Raw genomic sequence first — 16,645 nt, forward strand, 5'->3', positions numbered from 1 at the left:
TTTTAATTCGGGGCTAATACACAGTACCTCTGTAATGATTAGAAAAAATACCTAGTAACACGAATAGCGCCAAATTTTGACTGGGAACAATAAATTGAATAGTTATCTCCAAAAACAATTCCTGCATCTGAGTAGATGATATAAAGCATGCTCAAAGTTAAACGCTAATAAAAAAACTCTCCACATATGGGAGAGTTTTTTAAAAATATTAGAATGAATGATTAAAGTTATTCAAATGAGTTTTGATCAGGCGGAAGCATGTGTTTGCTGACAGCGACGAGAATAAAGTTTACCTGCAATACCACCGATTAGTGCACCACTAAACGTACCAAAAACGGGAAGAATACTCCCTGCCACAGCACCAATAACGACACCTTTAACCGTAGGTGAGAAACGCGATTTTTTTGCTGATTCCTGCTCATTTGCTGTTGAAGTACTGGCGGTATCTAATATGCTAGAATTTTGATCAGTTGCCATTTTCATTTCCTCTTATTTAGGTTGCAAATATCCATGACCTGAATTGAGTCGAACGAGTCATTAAAAATATCTAAACATAGATTTATGCTGCTTTTGTGGCAGAGCTGTTAATAAAAAACTGAGTTTAGTAACAACCTTGACAGTTTGGTTGCAGGTTAGATGCATTGGGTGAAATAACTTATTTGTCGCGTGATTCAGTCTATTGTTTTGTATCTTATAAATAAGTGAGCACTTGATAAAATATGCGAAAATAAACGGAGTATTCATTTGTTGAAGAAATTTAAAGCACTTTCAATTGTTGCACCTGCCTGTGAACGAATTGTTTCAGGACAGAAAAAACTAGAAATCCGTTCATGGCGACCTAAAAAATTACCCTTACTGGATTTGGTTATTGTACAAAACACGCAGTTTCTCTATCTCGAGGGTAATGAACAAATGGGAGACGCGGTTGCAATGATTGATATTTTTGCTGTACATGCTTGGCGCATAGATGAACTTGAAGCTGCCTGTGCAAACAATTGGGAAGAGGGATATTGGGCTTGGGAAATAAGTAATGTACGTCCCATTGTGCCAAGGATTAAAATAATGGCAAAACGTAAGATTTATGAGATTGAGATCGATCTATAAAAAATCCCCCTTAAGCGGGGGGATAAACTCAAGCTTATCTAGCAGTTAATTTGACAAGATAAGTGTGATGAAGAAAATTACAGCGCATTTACTTATCTAAATTTTAGGATTTAAATAGATGAGCGCATAGTCTATTTTTGCAACGCAGCATTGCAAAATAAGTCTCGACTGTAAACAATATTTATTGTGGTGGAATTTCGCAACCTTCATCGTTACAGGTCGCCGTAGTCGATGCTGCAACCGAATCTTGAACTTGCGCCTGTTGTAACGCCTGTAGAAAAACTTCACTGGGTTGTGCGCCCGACAAAGTCAATTTTTGATCGAAAACAAAAAAAGGAACACCACTGATATTAAGTTGTTCATGTGCGATCTTTTCATCGTGGCGGACAAAATCAGCCAATTCATAACTATTTAGTACAAACTCAACTTCAGCAAGGTCTAACCCAATTCTGGATGCAATTTCTTCAACCACTTCACGTTCACCGATCGCAAGACCTTCAGTCATATAGGCATGGAAAAAGGCTTCTTTGGCCTCATTACCCAAACCTTTACTTTGTGCTAAATGGATAATTCGGTGCGCATTAAAGCTATTGCCAGACTTGGCTTGTTGCCATTGGAAATCGATTCCTTCACTGGCAGCCATTGTTGCAATATTACGCTCCATTTCTTCCATTTGCTCAAAGCTACGACCATATTTAATTGCCAAACGTTGAGTATTGGACATTTCATGTTTAGCAGGGGCATTTGGATCGAGTTCAAAACTATGCCAATGAACTTCTAATTCGATACCTGCTTGTTCTGCGACATGCTCTAGACGTTTCTTCCCAATATAACAAAATGGACAGACTACATCTGACCAGATATCTACGCGCATAATTTATACTCAATAATCGGATAATACTTTTATAATAGGGGTGAGCAGAAGTAGTTTAAAGTGCGAAAACTGCAATACAGCATTACAATCTATGCAATCACGCCACTACTTATTGGATAATGGTAGTGTATATTCCATAAATACATCACGATAAAACAAAAAAACAAGCAAATAAATCAAGGAGGTGTATATGTTGATACGCCGTTTTATGGTGGGTGGAATGATACTGATTCTGCTGGCAGGTTGTGTATTTTGGTTCTATAAAAACTCACAATACCAACGTGATGATGCTTATAACCAAAAAATGTTCGATGTGGTCATGGCTGAAAAAATGCAGCAGCTTTATGATCAAGCTCAAAACTGGGAACAGCCTATTCGTCTGGATGTCCATGATAAGCGGCTTTATGGCGACTATAAAATCATGTCGGAGTTTTTACTCAATTACTGGATGGAAAATGCCGAAGCCAGAAATCTATATTTACGTGAACTAAAAGCTGCTAAATGGGATAAATTTCTGGACGTAGATCGACTTGATCGTGATCGTCAACAAAACTATGTAGAAACAACGCAAATGCTGGCAGATGTTAAAATGATCGAAACTAGCTATTTGCAAGACAATAGCGAATCACAACAGCATTTTTTAAATCAGGCACGTAGTTTATCCATTCATCCTGAAATGAAAGCGGCACTTTTGGTAAAAATTAACCAAAAACAAGATCAGCGAAAAGAATATGCGCTATTCAATCTGGAACAACAAATTTACAGCAAAGCAGAGCAAATGTTTGAGTTATTAAAAAATCATCGCTGGCAAAAACAAGAAGGTAAAATCTCATTTTATGACACTGCTCAGGTGAAACAATTCAATCAGCTTTACCAAGATGTATTGCGCTTAAATGAAAAAATTGAAAAGATCAAAAGTCAGAATGCGCAAACGCTAGAACAGGATGTAGCTTCAATTGCACAATAAAAAAGGGCAAATCACTTATATTTGCCCTTTTCTTCATTCTTTTAGAGGATAAGTTTGCTCAACATCAATGCGAATCGATTAAACTTGACTCTGAATATAGTTTTCAATTCCTACATCTTCATTTAAGTCAATTTGTGTTTCAGTCCAGTCCCAAAATTCTTCTTCTTTTTCAAGAATTTCGCGAACTAAATCACGAGAGACGTAATCCTGAGCCAACTCACAGACTTCAATCGTTTTCTTTTCAACTTCAATGTTTTCTTTTACTTTGCGTACATCGCATTTTAAAACTTCTGAAGTATGTTGGCCGATATAAAGTTTGCCCAGATGTTGTAGGTTTGGAAGGCCTTCTAAAAATAAAATACGTTCAATAATTTTATCGGCATGTTTCATTTGACGAATCGATTCTTTATATTCACTTGATCCTAATTTCTCGATACCCCAGTCATTACACATTCGTGAATGTAAAAAATACTGATTGATTGCGGTTAAATGATGATAAAGCACCTGATTAAGTTGATTAATAACTTCACGATTGCCTTTCATTGCGCTGACTCCCAAAAACAAGTTTTGCCCCGAAAGTAAGGTTCAAGGCCATCTTTTAAGATAAGTTTAATCAAGATTTTAGGTTCAGGCGAGTAATTTATGGAACAGCAAATGAAAATCGCAATCAAAAACAACTAAATATAAAAGAGAGGAAAAATAAAACCCGCTTAGAGTCACAAGCGGGGAGGAGAATATGATCTGGGGATCATGATGATATTGTTATAATTATGTTCAAAATAAAACTTAAGCAGCAACTGAAAGGCGCGCAGCAATTTCGGAAAGTTCATCACTAATAATACTACGAGCTTCTGGCGCACAGCGTCCACAGCATGTACCTAAATCTAATAAATCACGAATTTCACGATAGCTTTCAGCACCATTTGCAACAGCATCTTTAATATCTTGATCGGTAATACCGCGACATAAACATACGTACATCAGACTTATTCGCATTGATAAATGGGATAACTGATATTATTGATAATTGTTATCGTTTGTCAATGAAATTCATTTAAATATTCGATTTTAAGCATTGACATTTTGAATGAAAAATCGCCATTTGAGCGGAAAATCCGAGCATTGCTCGGATTTTGCTGAAAATACTTCTAATTTAATATTAAAATACTTAAAACTAGAGAGCTAAATATTTTATAAATTATTGATTAATAATTACAATTCCATCCATTTCAACCAGTGCGCCTTTAGGTAAACTGGCGACACCCAAAGCTGCACGCGCAGGATAAGGTTGAGCAAAATATTCGCCCATGATTTGATTAACGAGTTGAAAATTAGATAAATCGGTAAGAAAAATATTGAGTTTGGCGATATCTGCTAATGTTCCACCAGCCGCTTCACAGACTGCTTTTAAATTATCAAATACACGACGAATTTGTGCTTCGATACCTTCAACAAGTTCCATACTATAAGGGTCTAAACCAATTTGGCCCGATAAATAAAGCGTATTGCCGACTAAAATTGCCTGAGAATAGGTTCCAATCGCAGCAGGTGCATTTTCAGTATGGATCACTTGACGGGTCATTGAATTTTCCTCAATCTAAACTAGATTTCATCATAATCCATGCTGCTTCTAGACAAAAGGCTAATTCATGAATTATGGGAAATTAATTCAGTCTTGTTTTTTCCAAAAACAAGTGTGCTAACTCGCTTGAGAGCTTTCCATAATAGAAGGAGGGAGAGCAAGGCGCGAGATGCGTGGGAAATTAAATTGCATGCGCAGGTCGCGGATAATCTGTGCAATTTGTTTGCGATTGTTGACGACAATATTGACATAGGTTGAATCTGTAGCAGGATAAACCTGTTCTACACCAATATGCGATTTACGACATAAATAGATCAACTCAGAGACTTGTTCATCGTCCATCGCGAGTTCGATACACAAATAGGCATTAAAACTAACATCGTCCAGATCATCAGACTGCCAGTGTAAAGGCATGATATTTTCTGGATGCAAATGTTGTTCATGCAATAAGTTATGACATCGAGCACGATGTACAATCAGACCACGACGTGACAGATGTCCCTGAATTGGATCACCTAAAACGGGATTACAGCAATGCGCATATTTGACATCAATGCCTTCAGTTCCCTGAATCAATCGGTCAGACTCATGTGCTTGCAACTGGGCAGTATCCTGCTGCACATATAAATGATTGGCGACCAGTTGTGGTAAAAGATCTCCAACTGCGATCTGCTCAAATAAAGCGTCTTTGCTTTCAACATGCCGCCATTGTAATAAATCTAGCCAATCTGATTCAGATAAATCATTGATGGATCGGTTAAATAATTTTAATGCGCGATTGAGGGCTTGTTGACCGACCAAACGCTGTTCATCAATATCCTGATCACGCAGTATATTTTGCAAAGCACGTCGTGCTTTTTGCGTATTAATAAAACTTAGCCAATCAGGGTTAGGTGCCGCTAAAACATCTGTAATGACATCAACCACCTGACCACTAATCAGTGGGGTGGAAAGTGGGCGAATTTCACCATCCACTTTGGCGCCTACAGCATGATTGCCTAAAAATAAACTAGCGGCATAGGCAAAATCAACAACTGTTGCCCCTTGGGGCAGTTCATGTAAATGCCCGTGAGGTGTATAAACCCAGATTTTTTCCTGATGTAAATAATCGAGTAAATCATTGAAAGTGGTTTTGGCACAGGCATCATCAATCAGCAGGTTTAAATTCTGCATAGAAGCTTGTATGGCAGAACGGCAGGCTTGTGGCGCATTTTCACCAAGAACAACGCCAAAACGTGCTGCTTTACGCATGAGTTCAGTCTGAATAGTTAATGAAAGCGTAGTACTTTCACCTTTCAATTTCATTAATAAAGATTGATTACCGCCTGGTAGTGGTCTACGAATATGATCTTCAAAATGTAATACTTCAAAATTTTCACGTAGTGCCTCAACTAATCGGTCACAGTCAGCAATGCTGTGCAAAATAATCTCAAAGGCATGGCTATGAGTGAGTTCATGCAAATCAATTTCGTTTTTTACAAAGTGGCGTAATAACTCAATATTATTATTTTTCTTTTTAATTCGACCATTTAATTGATAAGCAAGCAGCAAATCAGCTAAATGCTTTTCCCATTGGGTCTGATATTCACAGCGTTTAGGCTTACTTTCGAGTAATGCGGTCTGTACGTTATTGTACATATCCAGATCAAGATTTTGATAACATAGTAATTCTAGGTTATCTGCCATTTCATTCATGCCGACGATACGTGCCATCGGTACAAAAATATCAAGCGTTTCCTGTGCTATGCGTGCGCGCTTATCTGGACGTAAGGCATCTAGCGTCGTCATATTATGGTAGCGATCTGCAAGCTTGATAATAATGACACGGGGATCTTGCAAAGTCGCTTGTAAGATTTTACGAAAAGAAGCTGCTTTATTAAATTGTTTATCGCTTGAATGTGTCAGCTTAGTCACACCATCGACCAAATCAGAAACGGTGCGGCCAAAACGTTCTGCCACATCATCTTTGGTATAATCCGTATCTTCTATCACATCATGTAATAGTGCAGCCATTAAGGTTTCTGCATCTAGCCGCATATGCGCCAAAATACAACATACCGCGATGGGATGGAGCACATAAGGCTCTCCACTTTTACGGGTAATGCCCGTATGTGCCAGATCGGCAAAATCACAGGCAGCAAGCACACGCTCGACATCCTCAACTTTTAAATAGGCATCGATAATAAGTTTGAGCTGTCGCTTGGCTTGGCTGACCTCTTCGCCTGGCATAGAGCACCTTTTATTTGCAGTGAATAACTAGAATGTACCTATCTCTTAATGAAATGCATATTGCAAATTTTGTCAATTCGTTCACACAAATATTCGCTGGTAAATTTCAATAGAGGACATCGGCAGAATCAATCGAATCTTACAGTTGTATCAAATCTTTTATTGAGATGCATCATTTTTGATGGGTTAGATGCATTTTTTTAAACAATATGGTGATGCAAGTGTTTTATTTTTGAGCAAAATAGCGAGATTGAAATAAAGCATAGAGAAAAAGTGATGACAAATAGATGAATCTGAAAAAAATAAATTGTAATGTTGAATGGCAGATCTTTAAATTTTTTAGGTACAAAAAAAGAGTGCGATATCGCACTCTTTTTTATTGTTTAAACAATTATTGGAAAGAAAAACCTTCCAGATTTAAACTGTTTGCAGACAAAGCTAAATCAAGGCTAGAAGTTTGATAGTCTTGATCGCGTTGTTTTAAAATATCTTTGGTGACATGACCAGTTGCAATTTCACGTAATGCAACGACAGTTGGTTTGTCATTGTCCCACTCTACAGTCGGTTCAATGCCCTGACGAGCGAGTTGACGCGCGCGTTTGCTTGCCACTAGTACAAGCTCAAAGCGGTTGTCTACATGGTCTAAACAATCTTCAACGGTTACGCGTGCCATATAAATTCTCGGGTTATAAATACAACTAGACTGTAAAGTATAAAATGTATTGGTCGCAGACTCAAGTTTATTCGTTGTTCGGGGTGATGAGCTGCTCAATCAACGGCTGATGACGATAAACCTGCTGTGTGAGCGTCAAACGATTTGCTGTAATAATAGACTCTAAATCATGCAAAGCTTTATTAAAGTCATCATTGATAATCACATAGTCAAAATTGACGTATTGTTGCATATCTTCAACTGCACAACTTAAACGATGCTCAATGATTTCAACGGAATCTGTACCACGGTTGGATAAACGCTGACGCAAATCAAACTGGCTTGGAGGAAGAATAAAAATCTGTCTAGAATCAGGAAAAAGTCGACGAACTTGCTGTGCGCCTTGCCAGTCAATTTCGAGTAATACATCATGACCTTTTGCAAGTTGCTGTTCTACAGTGGCTTGTGATGTTCCATAATAGTTACCAAAAACCTCAGCATATTCAATAAAACCACCCTGTTCGACATGGCTTAGAAAAGCATCTTTTGTGGTAAAATGATAATGTACACCGTCGAGTTCGCCAGGTCGCTGTCCACGGGTGGTATGCGAAACTGAAACGTGTAAATTGGTCACGCGTTCCAGTAGGGCTTTGACTAAGGATGTTTTGCCCGTTCCTGAAGCAGCAGAAACGACAAACAATAGACCCGACATGATATTTTTCCTGATATGATAAAATATCTTCGCTATTGTAGTGTACCGACAGCCTAAACTAAAGAGTTGAAGCCAAAGTTTAGATCGCTATCTCCGTAAAAAATTTAAAATATTGTTCATTTCAGTCATTTGTTGAGGATCATATGCAAATCGTATTGGCAAATCCACGAGGTTTTTGTGCTGGGGTAGACCGTGCAATTGCGATCGTCAATCGTGCACTCGAATGTTTTAGTCCTCCGATTTATGTCCGTCATGAAGTGGTTCATAATAAATTTGTGGTTGATGACTTACGTCAGCGTGGCGCAATTTTTGTTGATGAACTGGACCAAGTTCCAGATGACTCGATTGTAATATTTAGTGCTCATGGTGTTTCTAAAGCAGTACAGATTGAGGCTGAACAACGGGGCCTAAAAGTTTTTGATGCCACTTGTCCATTGGTAACCAAAGTGCATATTGAAGTGACTAAATATGCGCGTGAAGGTACAGAGGCGATTTTAATTGGTCATGAAGGTCATCCAGAGGTTGAGGGAACCATGGGGCAATATGACAAAAAAAGTGGCGGAGATATTTATCTGGTCGAAGATGAACAGGATGTTGCTGAGCTAGCGGTGAGACATCCTGAAAAGTTGGCTTTTGTGACTCAAACGACATTATCGATTGATGATACGGCTAAAGTCATTGATGCTTTACGTTCACGCTTTCCTCATATTCAGGGACCGCGTAAAGATGACATTTGTTATGCTACCCAAAACCGTCAGGATGCGGTACGAGACTTAGCTGCGCAGTGTGATGTTGTACTTGTGGTCGGTTCTCCAAATTCATCCAACTCAAATCGTCTACGTGAACTGGCAGAGCGTATGGGGAAGTCGGCTTATTTGGTTGATAACGCCGATCAACTTGAGCACGAATGGTTTAAAGCGACGGATAAAATTGGCGTTACGGCAGGTGCATCTGCTCCAGAAATTTTAATTAAACAGGTCATTCAACGTTTACAAGATTGGGGTGCAGAAGCACCTAAAGAGTTGGATGGACGTGAGGAAAATATTACTTTTAGCTTGCCGAAAGAGTTACGAATACAAGTGACACAGGCTTAATTTTTAACTAAAAAAACTTTTAAAAAGCGGATGAGTGCTACTCATCCGCTTTTTTATGCCCTTAATCTTGATTGTATTGGTTCTGTAAAAAAAACAGATAATCTAGAATAATAAAAAAGCGGTTATAAAAAAGTAGGGGCGGACAATGGGTAAAAGTTTGGGATTTACGCTAATTGAGTTAATGGTCACTATTGCTGTATTGGCGATCATTGCGACGATGGCTGCGCCTTCTATGTCCAATTTAATGGAAAAACGTCGTTATGAAAATAATACAAGAGAGTTGTTATTAGTGTTATCACAAGCTAAAAGTCAGGCAATTTTAAATCGTACTAATGTAAATGCCAATCTTTCTTCAAATAATCCCAATAATGCAACAACATTAAATTGGGTGGTACTCAATAATTATACGACCTTGGTTGTTACCCCTCCAGTACCATCGGCTACATTTATATTTGATCAAAATGGATTGGTTTCAAATATTGCGGGAGATACTTCGATTATTCTATGCAACTCCAAATTGAATATTAAGAAAACCATTATTTTGACGCGTTTGGGTGCATACATTATTAAACCAGACAGTATAGTGAGTGCGTGCTAATGAAAATAAAAAATATACAGGCTGGTGTGGGGCTGATGGAGGTTCTTGTTGCTTTACTATTATTGGCAATAGGTGTATTGGGATATGTCGCTTTACAATTAAGAGCATTTGATGCTTCTGCTGAAGCGGTAAGGAAGTCTCAGTCTATTGTAATAATGCGAGGTTTGGCTGAGAGCATGCGAGTCAATAAAACTCAGATGGCAAACTATCCAACTTTTGTTCGTAATTACACTGGCTTTTCATCTAGTACAACAGCACCAATAAATTGTTTTAACTCAAACTGTACACCAAACGATTTCGCTCAATTTGATGCATATCAGGCAGCTAGAAATGCTGATCAATTAGGCATAAAACTTACAATGGATAATTGCCCTGGCGTTACATCAAGTATGACATTACGTCGCCAATGTCTTTATGCCTTTTGGGGTAAAACTTCTCCAATAATTAATACTTCAGGAACTGGGAGTGCTGTAACTACTTCAGCAGATGTATCTAGCTGTATGGGGAATAATGGCATTTACACTTCAGGTGCATCATGCTTAATGATGGAGCTTTATTAATATGAAAAAACTCTCTCATTATAATGTCCAAAATGGTTTTACCCTTATTGAATTAATGGTTGCTCTTGCACTGGGACTTGTGGTTGTTGCGGCAGCAATGCAATTGTTTATTGGTGGGATACTCTCAAGTCGTTTACAACAAGCAAATGCTGAAATTCAAGATAGTGGAATTTTTGGTCTGGATTATGTGATGAAAGATATTCGTCTTCTTAATCAAGATAATTTAACCAACTTAAAACTCGACGACCAAACTGCTTACGGTGGGGTCGTGCTTACTGGATCAACTGCTACTGGTACCATAAATGTAAATTTTGTGCCTAAAGTCGGTACTACATATGTGGATCCTGCATTACTCAGTAGAGGACAGGGAGATGTTGTTTCAACTACACCAGATTATTGGAAAGGTTTGACTGCGGTTACTTTAAAAGATAGATCTGGGAGTACGATTTCAAGTCCAATAAGTGACCAATTAACAATTCAATTTATTGCACCAACGAATATGGTCAATTGTGAAGGCAGTAATGTACTTGTGGGTGATTTGGTTGTAGAGCGTTATTTTGTTCGTCCAGATAGTAATGGTGTTGCAACAGATTATGCTTTAGCTTGTGATGCGAATACACCATTAACAACGGCTGCTGCTGTGACTGCGGCAGCTACAGCAAGGACAACACCTGATGAAACGACTAAGGTGATAACACCTCAGGCAATAACTGGATTTGGAAATGCAGGGCAAATTATTATTCCTCGCGTTGATCATTTTCATGTTTTATTAGGTGCTATGACAACAACGACAAATACCTCAACAAACCCGCCGACTATAACCAATCAGTTTGCATATTATACGATACCTCAATATCGAACTGCTGCTACTGCGGCTCGGACAGCATCAACATCTACTGTACCTGTTGAAACTCGTATTTTATCTGTTCAGGTTTCAGTTTTAGTTCGTTCAGCAAATAATGCTCAAAACAGTGCCATAGATCCCACACAACCTTTGATTATGCTGGATCAAACAGCAACAGCTACTGATGCTTCAACGCGTTTTCAACGTCGGGTTTATAGCACTACGATTGCTTTGCGTAATGCTATGGGAGAGTCCTTATGAGGTCTTCATATCGCATAAATAATAAAATTATGAAGCATCAACAAGGTGCGACATTAATTATAGTCATGATTATTTTACTGATTATTGTTGTAGTTGGAATTCTTGCTATACGTGTTGCTTTGGTTTCTTTACGTGTAGCAACAAATAGTCAGGTCAATCAATTAAATTTCCAATCATCAGATACGCCATTAGCATGGTTTAATAATGTTGATCCAACAACGATCACTGATTTCGACAATGTTATAGGCGCCGCTTTAAAAGAAAATGAAAGTAATCCAGGTGGTGAATATATCTTTTGCTATAAACCAGTGTCGTCAGCTGTTGGATTTGCACAAACAGTAGATGCAAGTTTAATCCGAAAAGCCGATTCAGGAAATAATGCGACTGTAGACACAGGCGGGGTAGCTGGTTTTTGTAATCTAAGTCGTGATTTTGGTAGTAATAGACAAGCTGTAGTCACACAGGTTGCTGTGAGCATACCCACAGATACGAGTAATACAACACCAGGTTCAAGTCTGCCGAGAGGAATAAACGTATCAGAAGGGACACAGTTACCTAAAAGTATGACATCTACTCAGAGAATTCGCGTGACAACAACAGCAATGCTACCAGCATATTCAGCTAGTAGTATTTCATCTATTCAACAAGCTTGTTTGAGTTCTAGTACGGCTAAAATTAGTGATGATCTCACAGCGACATTAGGGGCAGGTAGCGAATATACATTGGGGAAATGTCTTTCGGATAATGGTGTGCCTTTTAGTTCACAGGTGCAGGAATTTAATTATCTTAACCAGCTAACTGAAGTCACGGCACCAGGAAGTTAAGGAAAAATACCATGAATACAAAATTAAAAAACTTTCAAAAACCTAAGTCGTGGTATGCGATTTGTTCAAGCTCCTTAGCCATGACGTGGTTAATGACTGCTTCGGTGGTACAAGCCAGTGATTTGCAGATTTATGCTGTACCTAAAGCAGGTAAAAAAACGATTATTATGATGTTGGATACATCAGGGTCGATGGGTTATGGGGTAGGTTATGGCGGTAACTCAAAAGGTCTGGGTATTTTTGATGATTATGGTGGCATTTGTTCTAATAAAGCAATGTCTAATGGTACAAGCTATTCCAATAATAATCTTTATTCAGTAACGTCTACTACTACACCAAACTATTCTCGTAATTTTTGTTATATTTCAGCTTCTTCAGCAAGTGCTACTGTAAAAGCAATGGATGGAACGGGGTGCAAGCCTGTGGATGCAAGTGGTAATGAATACACTTACCCTTTACCTACAGGTATTACCGTTACAGGTTATCGTTGTTTTGACCGGCTAACTCGGCTAAAAGATGGAATGTTTAAGTTTCTGGATAGTGGGGATTCAAATTTACCAGCGACATTGGTTGGCGTGGGTAATTTTTCCTCAAGTAGTCGTGATAGTACAGATGGCGATGGCAAAACAGGACAAATTTTAGTTCCTAGCGCAAAATTGGGTGATGTAAGTACAGCTAATACTGCAGGTTCGCAACGTTATTTATTAAAAGATGCGATTGCACATTTACAAGCTTATAATGGTACTCCGACTGCGAATGCTTACGCAGAAGCAGCAGCGTATTTAATGGGAACCACAACCTTGGCCCCATTTGTCACTGTACAGAAGGATTGGTATAAACAGGTTGCAACAACAGCTTATACATGTCCGACATCTGGTTCTAATCCTGCTAAGTATTTAGATCCTACTACTGGTAAATGTTGGACTAGATCCTCATTTTCAGGGACATCCACAGTTGCAAGCTCTACTTTAACTAATGCTTACTATCAGTGTACTGCTTGGAATACATCGAATTTCAATGGAACGCCAAGTCAAAGTTGTTCGACATCGGGTTGGACAATATCTTTTGGCTCAACAGCCCCATCGGATTTGGATCAAGATGGCAATACAAATACTACAACTACGAGTGGCAGCGGTTCAACGACAGGTTCAAGTACTACAACCACAATATATTATGTGAATGATAGTCAGAGTAATCCATCTAGTGGTTATAACAGTTACAGTGGTTTTTCAAAATCAGTCAGTACATCTAAAAATGGTACATCGACTAATAGTGCAACGGCTTATATCTCTCCCTTGCCAGCAACTGCTGATCGAGTCAGTTGTGATGGGCAAGGAGTTTATATTTTGTCAGATGGTGCGGCAAATAGTTCTAGTACAGCTATTGCACAGTCCTTAATGAAAAATTCTTTAGATAGTTCAGCTGGAAGTTTTAGTTGTCCCAATTCAGGTGGTTTAACAACGGGTGATAGCTCGGCTGCATATAATTGTATGGGTGAATATGCCAAAGCTCTGTTTGATAGAACTAGAAATCCAGTAGGGGTTTCGATTCAAACTGCATTTGTAGGGTTTGGTAATGATTTTAAAGCGGGGTTGAATGGAGTATTTTCGCAAGATTATGCGTTAAGTTCTTGTAAGTTAGGTTCTCGCTCTCAAAATGAACGCAGGGGTAATGATCAATGTTCACCTGGAACAACACCAAGTAGTCAGGCGATTACAGCACCAGGTTATGGTAATGGGGTTTTTAATGCGGCTTTTGATGCAGCTGATGTAACAAATAGTGTGATTAAATTTATTAATGCGATAGGTGGGATTCCACTAGATCCATTAACTACTGGGCAAATTTCTGTTCCTTATGATGCGTTGAATCCAAATAATCTATCTCAAACGGGTTATTTGCGAGCATTTGAACCAGATCCTGCAAGTAGCTATCTAACATGGAAAGGAAATCTTAAAAAGTATAGCGTTGCAATGAGCGGAGCTAATATAGGAGCATTTCAAGGAGTCTCAGGTGGCTTGGTTTATGATGATACAGGTGGATTCAAAACCGAGACAAAAGATTACTGGAATAGTTCAGCTTATAACGATGGTGGTAAGGTGTTCTTAGGGGGGGCTTATTCACAAGTACCTTTACCCTATAATGGTCAGACACAAACTACTGACACCAATGGGTTAATCACAAGATATGCTTATATAGCCTCAAGTAAGCTTCGTAACCTTTTTACTGATGTTTCAGCAGTTACAGGATCGTCATTAACGCCTTCTACAGGAAGCCAAGCTGGTACGAGTTTATTACAGATTCCTGAAAAACCAAATTCAGCATTTAATAATGTATCATCAGTAGCAACTTATGTTTTAGGAAAGTTTGATTCTTCAAATGGACAGGCAATTTTAAAAGATTTTCCAACAACGATTAAACTGAAGTTGTTAAACTATTTAGGCTACACTGCAGATATCACTTCATCTTCACTGCCAACAAGCTTGACTGCTCAAGATGCGCCTTATCTATCAATGGGAGGAAGTATCCATTCATTACCAGTGCAGTTAACCTATTCTGGAACATTAGATAGTCAGGGTAATTTAACCAGTACGCGTGATCAATCTATTGTATATGGCTCTATGGAAGGTGGGTTGCATATTGTCGATGCTTCATCTGGCGAAGAACAAATGGTTTTTGTTCCATCTGAGATATTAAATGATACGACAAAATCAAAAGCCTTAGTTGTTGGGCAAACAGATATGGCCTCTCCTTCACATGGAGTGGATGCAACTTGGGTTTCTGATCCAAGTTATGCAATTAGCACTGCAACATCTGGTGGAAGCACAGTAACTAAAGTAACGGCACGCCAAATGAATATTTATGGTGGTATGCGTATGGGGGGCAATAGCTATTATGGTTTAAATGTGCTTAATCCAAGTAGTCCAAAATTATTATTTAGAATTGATAAAACCACTTCAGGATTTGAGCGTTTGGGTCAAACCTGGTCTAAACCAGTTTTGGCAAATGTTCGTTATAATGGAAAAATTACCCGTGTCATGATTGTGGCTGGTGGTTATGACCAATGTTATGAAAATCCTAATTTTAGTTTAGGTGCAAATGTTTCAAACACGGATTTTACTGATACTAGCTGTAATAATAAATCACAGGCACAAGGAAATGCCGTTTATATAATTAATGCTAAAACAGGGGACTTAATATGGTCAGCGACAAATAGTACTGGTGTGCTAGATGGTCGACAATATATGACGCATAGTATTGTCAGTCGTATTAGTACCTTGGATCGTGATGCGGATGGTTTAGTTGATCATTTATACTTTGGCGACTTGGGAGGGCAAGTTTTTCGCGTTGACTTGAATAATAAGGCAACGAGTACCAGTGGATTTGGTGTACGTGTGGTTCGTTTGGCGAATTTAGCAACTAATGATACAAATAACGATGCAAATAACGACTATAGGGGATCAAAAGCACCTAGATTTTATGTGCAACCAACAGTGACCATCCATGATCAAGGTGCTAATACTTTTATTGTTGTTGGGATTGCTTCGGGTAATCGTAGTACGCCTCTGGATGTGTATCCAATTAAAGGTCGTGAAGGGATGTTGCCAGCAAATGCTCTGAGTAATCAACCAAGCAATAATGTATATGGAATTTTGGATCGTGACTTTATAAAAAGAGACTTAATTACAGGAAATCCTACATTAGATACTCAAAATAAAGAGCGTATATCTTTTAAAAAGGATCCTCAGATTCTTACAGGAACACAGAGAGTGGTGGATTTCTTTTTCCCAAGTTCTGGTTCGGGTGTCGCTGGATGGTATCGTTCTTTATCTAGCCAAAACACGTCTACATCAGGGATTAATAGTATAGAAAGAGCTGATAATAGTTTTAGAACTAAAGGGGGGCTAAAAGCTTTTGAGGAAGAGCCTATAGCCATTACTAATAATTTACTCGTACCTGTATATGATCCTGAAGGAAGTGGTATTGAACCTCCAAATCCATGTAAACCTCGCGTTATCGGTGAAACAGATTGGCAAAGATACTGTTTACCTTATGGGGCTTGCTTAAATTCCAATGGAACATTAAATACGAACTTGGAGCGGAAAAGTGGTTTTCTAACAAAAACTACTAACTGCCCTGCTGGTGTAAGTGAGTGCAATGATAATGTTCTAGGAGCAGGTATTCGGGGTATTACTTTCGTACCAAAACCCGATAGCGGTGCAACAAACAGTTGCGGTAAATTGACAATAGCTGGTAATACCCAAGGGACAGGGGAATGGCAGTGTACTAGCCGTTTAATCCAGACACGATGGTATGAGCGTTACCGTTAACTATAAAAAGGACGAA

At 38.7% G+C, this 16,645-nt stretch carries 16 protein-coding genes; 8 read left to right on the plus strand and 8 right to left on the minus strand.

Annotated features, from left to right (window positions below; all coding sequences use genetic code 11):
- Nucleotides 1–246: 246 nt before the first annotated feature.
- Complete coding sequence (locus A7A69_RS06850; protein WP_152876703.1) at nt 247–477, minus strand: glycine zipper domain-containing protein; 231 nt, start codon at nt 475–477, stop codon at nt 247–249.
- Between the two features lie 267 nt (nt 478–744).
- Here A7A69_RS06850 and A7A69_RS06855 point away from each other — a divergent pair, with 267 nt between their 5' ends.
- Nucleotides 745–1,104, plus strand: coding sequence for an ASCH domain-containing protein (locus A7A69_RS06855; protein ID WP_171500793.1), 360 nt, complete (start codon nt 745–747; stop codon nt 1,102–1,104).
- Between the two features lie 181 nt (nt 1,105–1,285).
- On the opposite strand, the gene A7A69_RS06860 is transcribed toward A7A69_RS06855, so the two are convergent.
- Nucleotides 1,286–1,978: a DsbA family oxidoreductase gene (locus A7A69_RS06860; protein WP_152876704.1), complete on the minus strand. Its 693-nt coding sequence runs from the start codon at nt 1,976–1,978 to the stop codon at nt 1,286–1,288.
- Nucleotides 1,979–2,174: 196 nt separating this feature from the next.
- Between A7A69_RS06860 and A7A69_RS06865 the strand changes: the two genes are divergently transcribed.
- Complete coding sequence (locus A7A69_RS06865; RefSeq protein WP_244939716.1) at nt 2,175–2,945, plus strand: hypothetical protein; 771 nt, start codon at nt 2,175–2,177, stop codon at nt 2,943–2,945.
- Between the two features lie 78 nt (nt 2,946–3,023).
- Here the strand turns inward: A7A69_RS06865 and bfr are convergent, their stop codons facing one another.
- The 6 genes from bfr to gmk all read right to left on the minus strand — a co-directional run bounded on the left by bfr (nt 3,024) and on the right by gmk (nt 8,120).
- The gene (bfr, locus tag A7A69_RS06870) at nt 3,024–3,488 is read right to left on the minus strand and encodes a heteropolymeric bacterioferritin subunit Bfr (protein ID WP_152876705.1); all 465 of its coding nucleotides are present in this window, start codon (nt 3,486–3,488) and stop codon (nt 3,024–3,026) included.
- A 243-nt stretch (nt 3,489–3,731) separates the two neighbouring features.
- Entirely contained in the window at nt 3,732–3,926 is a 195-nt protein-coding gene (locus A7A69_RS06875) for a bacterioferritin-associated ferredoxin (RefSeq protein ID WP_152876706.1), read from the minus strand.
- A gap of 217 nt (nt 3,927–4,143) precedes the next feature.
- Nucleotides 4,144–4,527, minus strand: coding sequence for a RidA family protein (locus tag A7A69_RS06880; protein ID WP_120371099.1), 384 nt, complete (start codon nt 4,525–4,527; stop codon nt 4,144–4,146).
- A 117-nt stretch (nt 4,528–4,644) separates the two neighbouring features.
- Nucleotides 4,645–6,756 (minus strand): RelA/SpoT family protein, encoded by a 2,112-nt coding sequence (locus A7A69_RS06885; protein ID WP_152876707.1) that lies wholly within the window; start codon nt 6,754–6,756, stop codon nt 4,645–4,647.
- 391 nt (nt 6,757–7,147) lie between these two features.
- Nucleotides 7,148–7,429 (minus strand): DNA-directed RNA polymerase subunit omega, encoded by a 282-nt coding sequence (gene rpoZ, locus A7A69_RS06890; protein WP_120371097.1) that lies wholly within the window; start codon nt 7,427–7,429, stop codon nt 7,148–7,150.
- 67 nt (nt 7,430–7,496) lie between these two features.
- Entirely contained in the window at nt 7,497–8,120 is a 624-nt protein-coding gene (gene gmk / locus A7A69_RS06895; RefSeq protein WP_120371096.1) for a guanylate kinase, read from the minus strand.
- 143 nt (nt 8,121–8,263) lie between these two features.
- Here gmk and ispH point away from each other — a divergent pair, with 143 nt between their 5' ends.
- The 6 genes from ispH to A7A69_RS06925 all read left to right on the plus strand — a co-directional run bounded on the left by ispH (nt 8,264) and on the right by A7A69_RS06925 (nt 16,629).
- Entirely contained in the window at nt 8,264–9,214 is a 951-nt protein-coding gene (gene ispH, locus A7A69_RS06900) for a 4-hydroxy-3-methylbut-2-enyl diphosphate reductase (RefSeq protein ID WP_152876708.1), read from the plus strand.
- 145 nt (nt 9,215–9,359) lie between these two features.
- Nucleotides 9,360–9,812 carry a prepilin-type N-terminal cleavage/methylation domain-containing protein gene (locus A7A69_RS06905; RefSeq protein WP_152876709.1) on the plus strand — a complete coding sequence of 151 codons (453 nt, stop codon included), beginning with the start codon at nt 9,360–9,362 and terminating at the stop codon, nt 9,810–9,812.
- Nucleotides 9,812–10,372 (plus strand): type IV pilus modification protein PilV, encoded by a 561-nt coding sequence (pilV, locus tag A7A69_RS06910; RefSeq protein ID WP_151981209.1) that lies wholly within the window; start codon nt 9,812–9,814, stop codon nt 10,370–10,372. Before A7A69_RS06905 ends, pilV begins: the two co-directional genes overlap by 1 nt.
- 1 nt (nt 10,373) lies before the next feature.
- Nucleotides 10,374–11,477: a PilW family protein gene (locus tag A7A69_RS06915; protein WP_152876710.1), complete on the plus strand. Its 1,104-nt coding sequence runs from the start codon at nt 10,374–10,376 to the stop codon at nt 11,475–11,477.
- On the plus strand, nt 11,474–12,301 hold the full coding sequence (locus tag A7A69_RS06920; protein WP_187349191.1) for a PilX N-terminal domain-containing pilus assembly protein: 828 nt from the start codon (nt 11,474–11,476) through the stop codon (nt 12,299–12,301). Before A7A69_RS06915 ends, A7A69_RS06920 begins: the two co-directional genes overlap by 4 nt.
- Before the next feature lie 11 nt (nt 12,302–12,312).
- Nucleotides 12,313–16,629, plus strand: a complete 4,317-nt coding sequence (locus A7A69_RS06925) for a pilus assembly protein (RefSeq protein ID WP_151981211.1) — start codon at nt 12,313–12,315, stop codon at nt 16,627–16,629.
- Nucleotides 16,630–16,645 lie beyond the last annotated feature (16 nt).

This window comes from Acinetobacter guerrae (assembly GCF_009372255.1).
Lineage (GTDB): Bacteria > Pseudomonadota > Gammaproteobacteria > Pseudomonadales > Moraxellaceae > Acinetobacter > Acinetobacter guerrae.

Coding starts and splice junctions, on each gene's coding strand:
- A7A69_RS06905 (WP_152876709.1), top strand. CDS start 9,360: ATGGGTAAAAGTTTGGGATTTACGCTAATTGAGTTAATGGTCACTATT.
- A7A69_RS06850 (WP_152876703.1), bottom strand. CDS start 477: ATGGCAACTGATCAAAATTCTAGCATATTAGATACCGCCAGTACTTCA.
- A7A69_RS06875 (WP_152876706.1), bottom strand. CDS start 3,926: ATGTACGTATGTTTATGTCGCGGTATTACCGATCAAGATATTAAAGAT.
- pilV (WP_151981209.1), top strand. CDS start 9,812: ATGAAAATAAAAAATATACAGGCTGGTGTGGGGCTGATGGAGGTTCTT.
- A7A69_RS06915 (WP_152876710.1), top strand. CDS start 10,374: ATGAAAAAACTCTCTCATTATAATGTCCAAAATGGTTTTACCCTTATT.
- A7A69_RS06920 (WP_187349191.1), top strand. CDS start 11,474: ATGAGGTCTTCATATCGCATAAATAATAAAATTATGAAGCATCAACAA.
- A7A69_RS06885 (WP_152876707.1), bottom strand. CDS start 6,756: ATGCCAGGCGAAGAGGTCAGCCAAGCCAAGCGACAGCTCAAACTTATT.
- bfr (WP_152876705.1), bottom strand. CDS start 3,488: ATGAAAGGCAATCGTGAAGTTATTAATCAACTTAATCAGGTGCTTTAT.
- A7A69_RS06860 (WP_152876704.1), bottom strand. CDS start 1,978: ATGCGCGTAGATATCTGGTCAGATGTAGTCTGTCCATTTTGTTATATT.
- A7A69_RS06925 (WP_151981211.1), top strand. CDS start 12,313: ATGAATACAAAATTAAAAAACTTTCAAAAACCTAAGTCGTGGTATGCG.
- rpoZ (WP_120371097.1), bottom strand. CDS start 7,429: ATGGCACGCGTAACCGTTGAAGATTGTTTAGACCATGTAGACAACCGC.
- gmk (WP_120371096.1), bottom strand. CDS start 8,120: ATGTCGGGTCTATTGTTTGTCGTTTCTGCTGCTTCAGGAACGGGCAAA.
- ispH (WP_152876708.1), top strand. CDS start 8,264: ATGCAAATCGTATTGGCAAATCCACGAGGTTTTTGTGCTGGGGTAGAC.
- A7A69_RS06880 (WP_120371099.1), bottom strand. CDS start 4,527: ATGACCCGTCAAGTGATCCATACTGAAAATGCACCTGCTGCGATTGGA.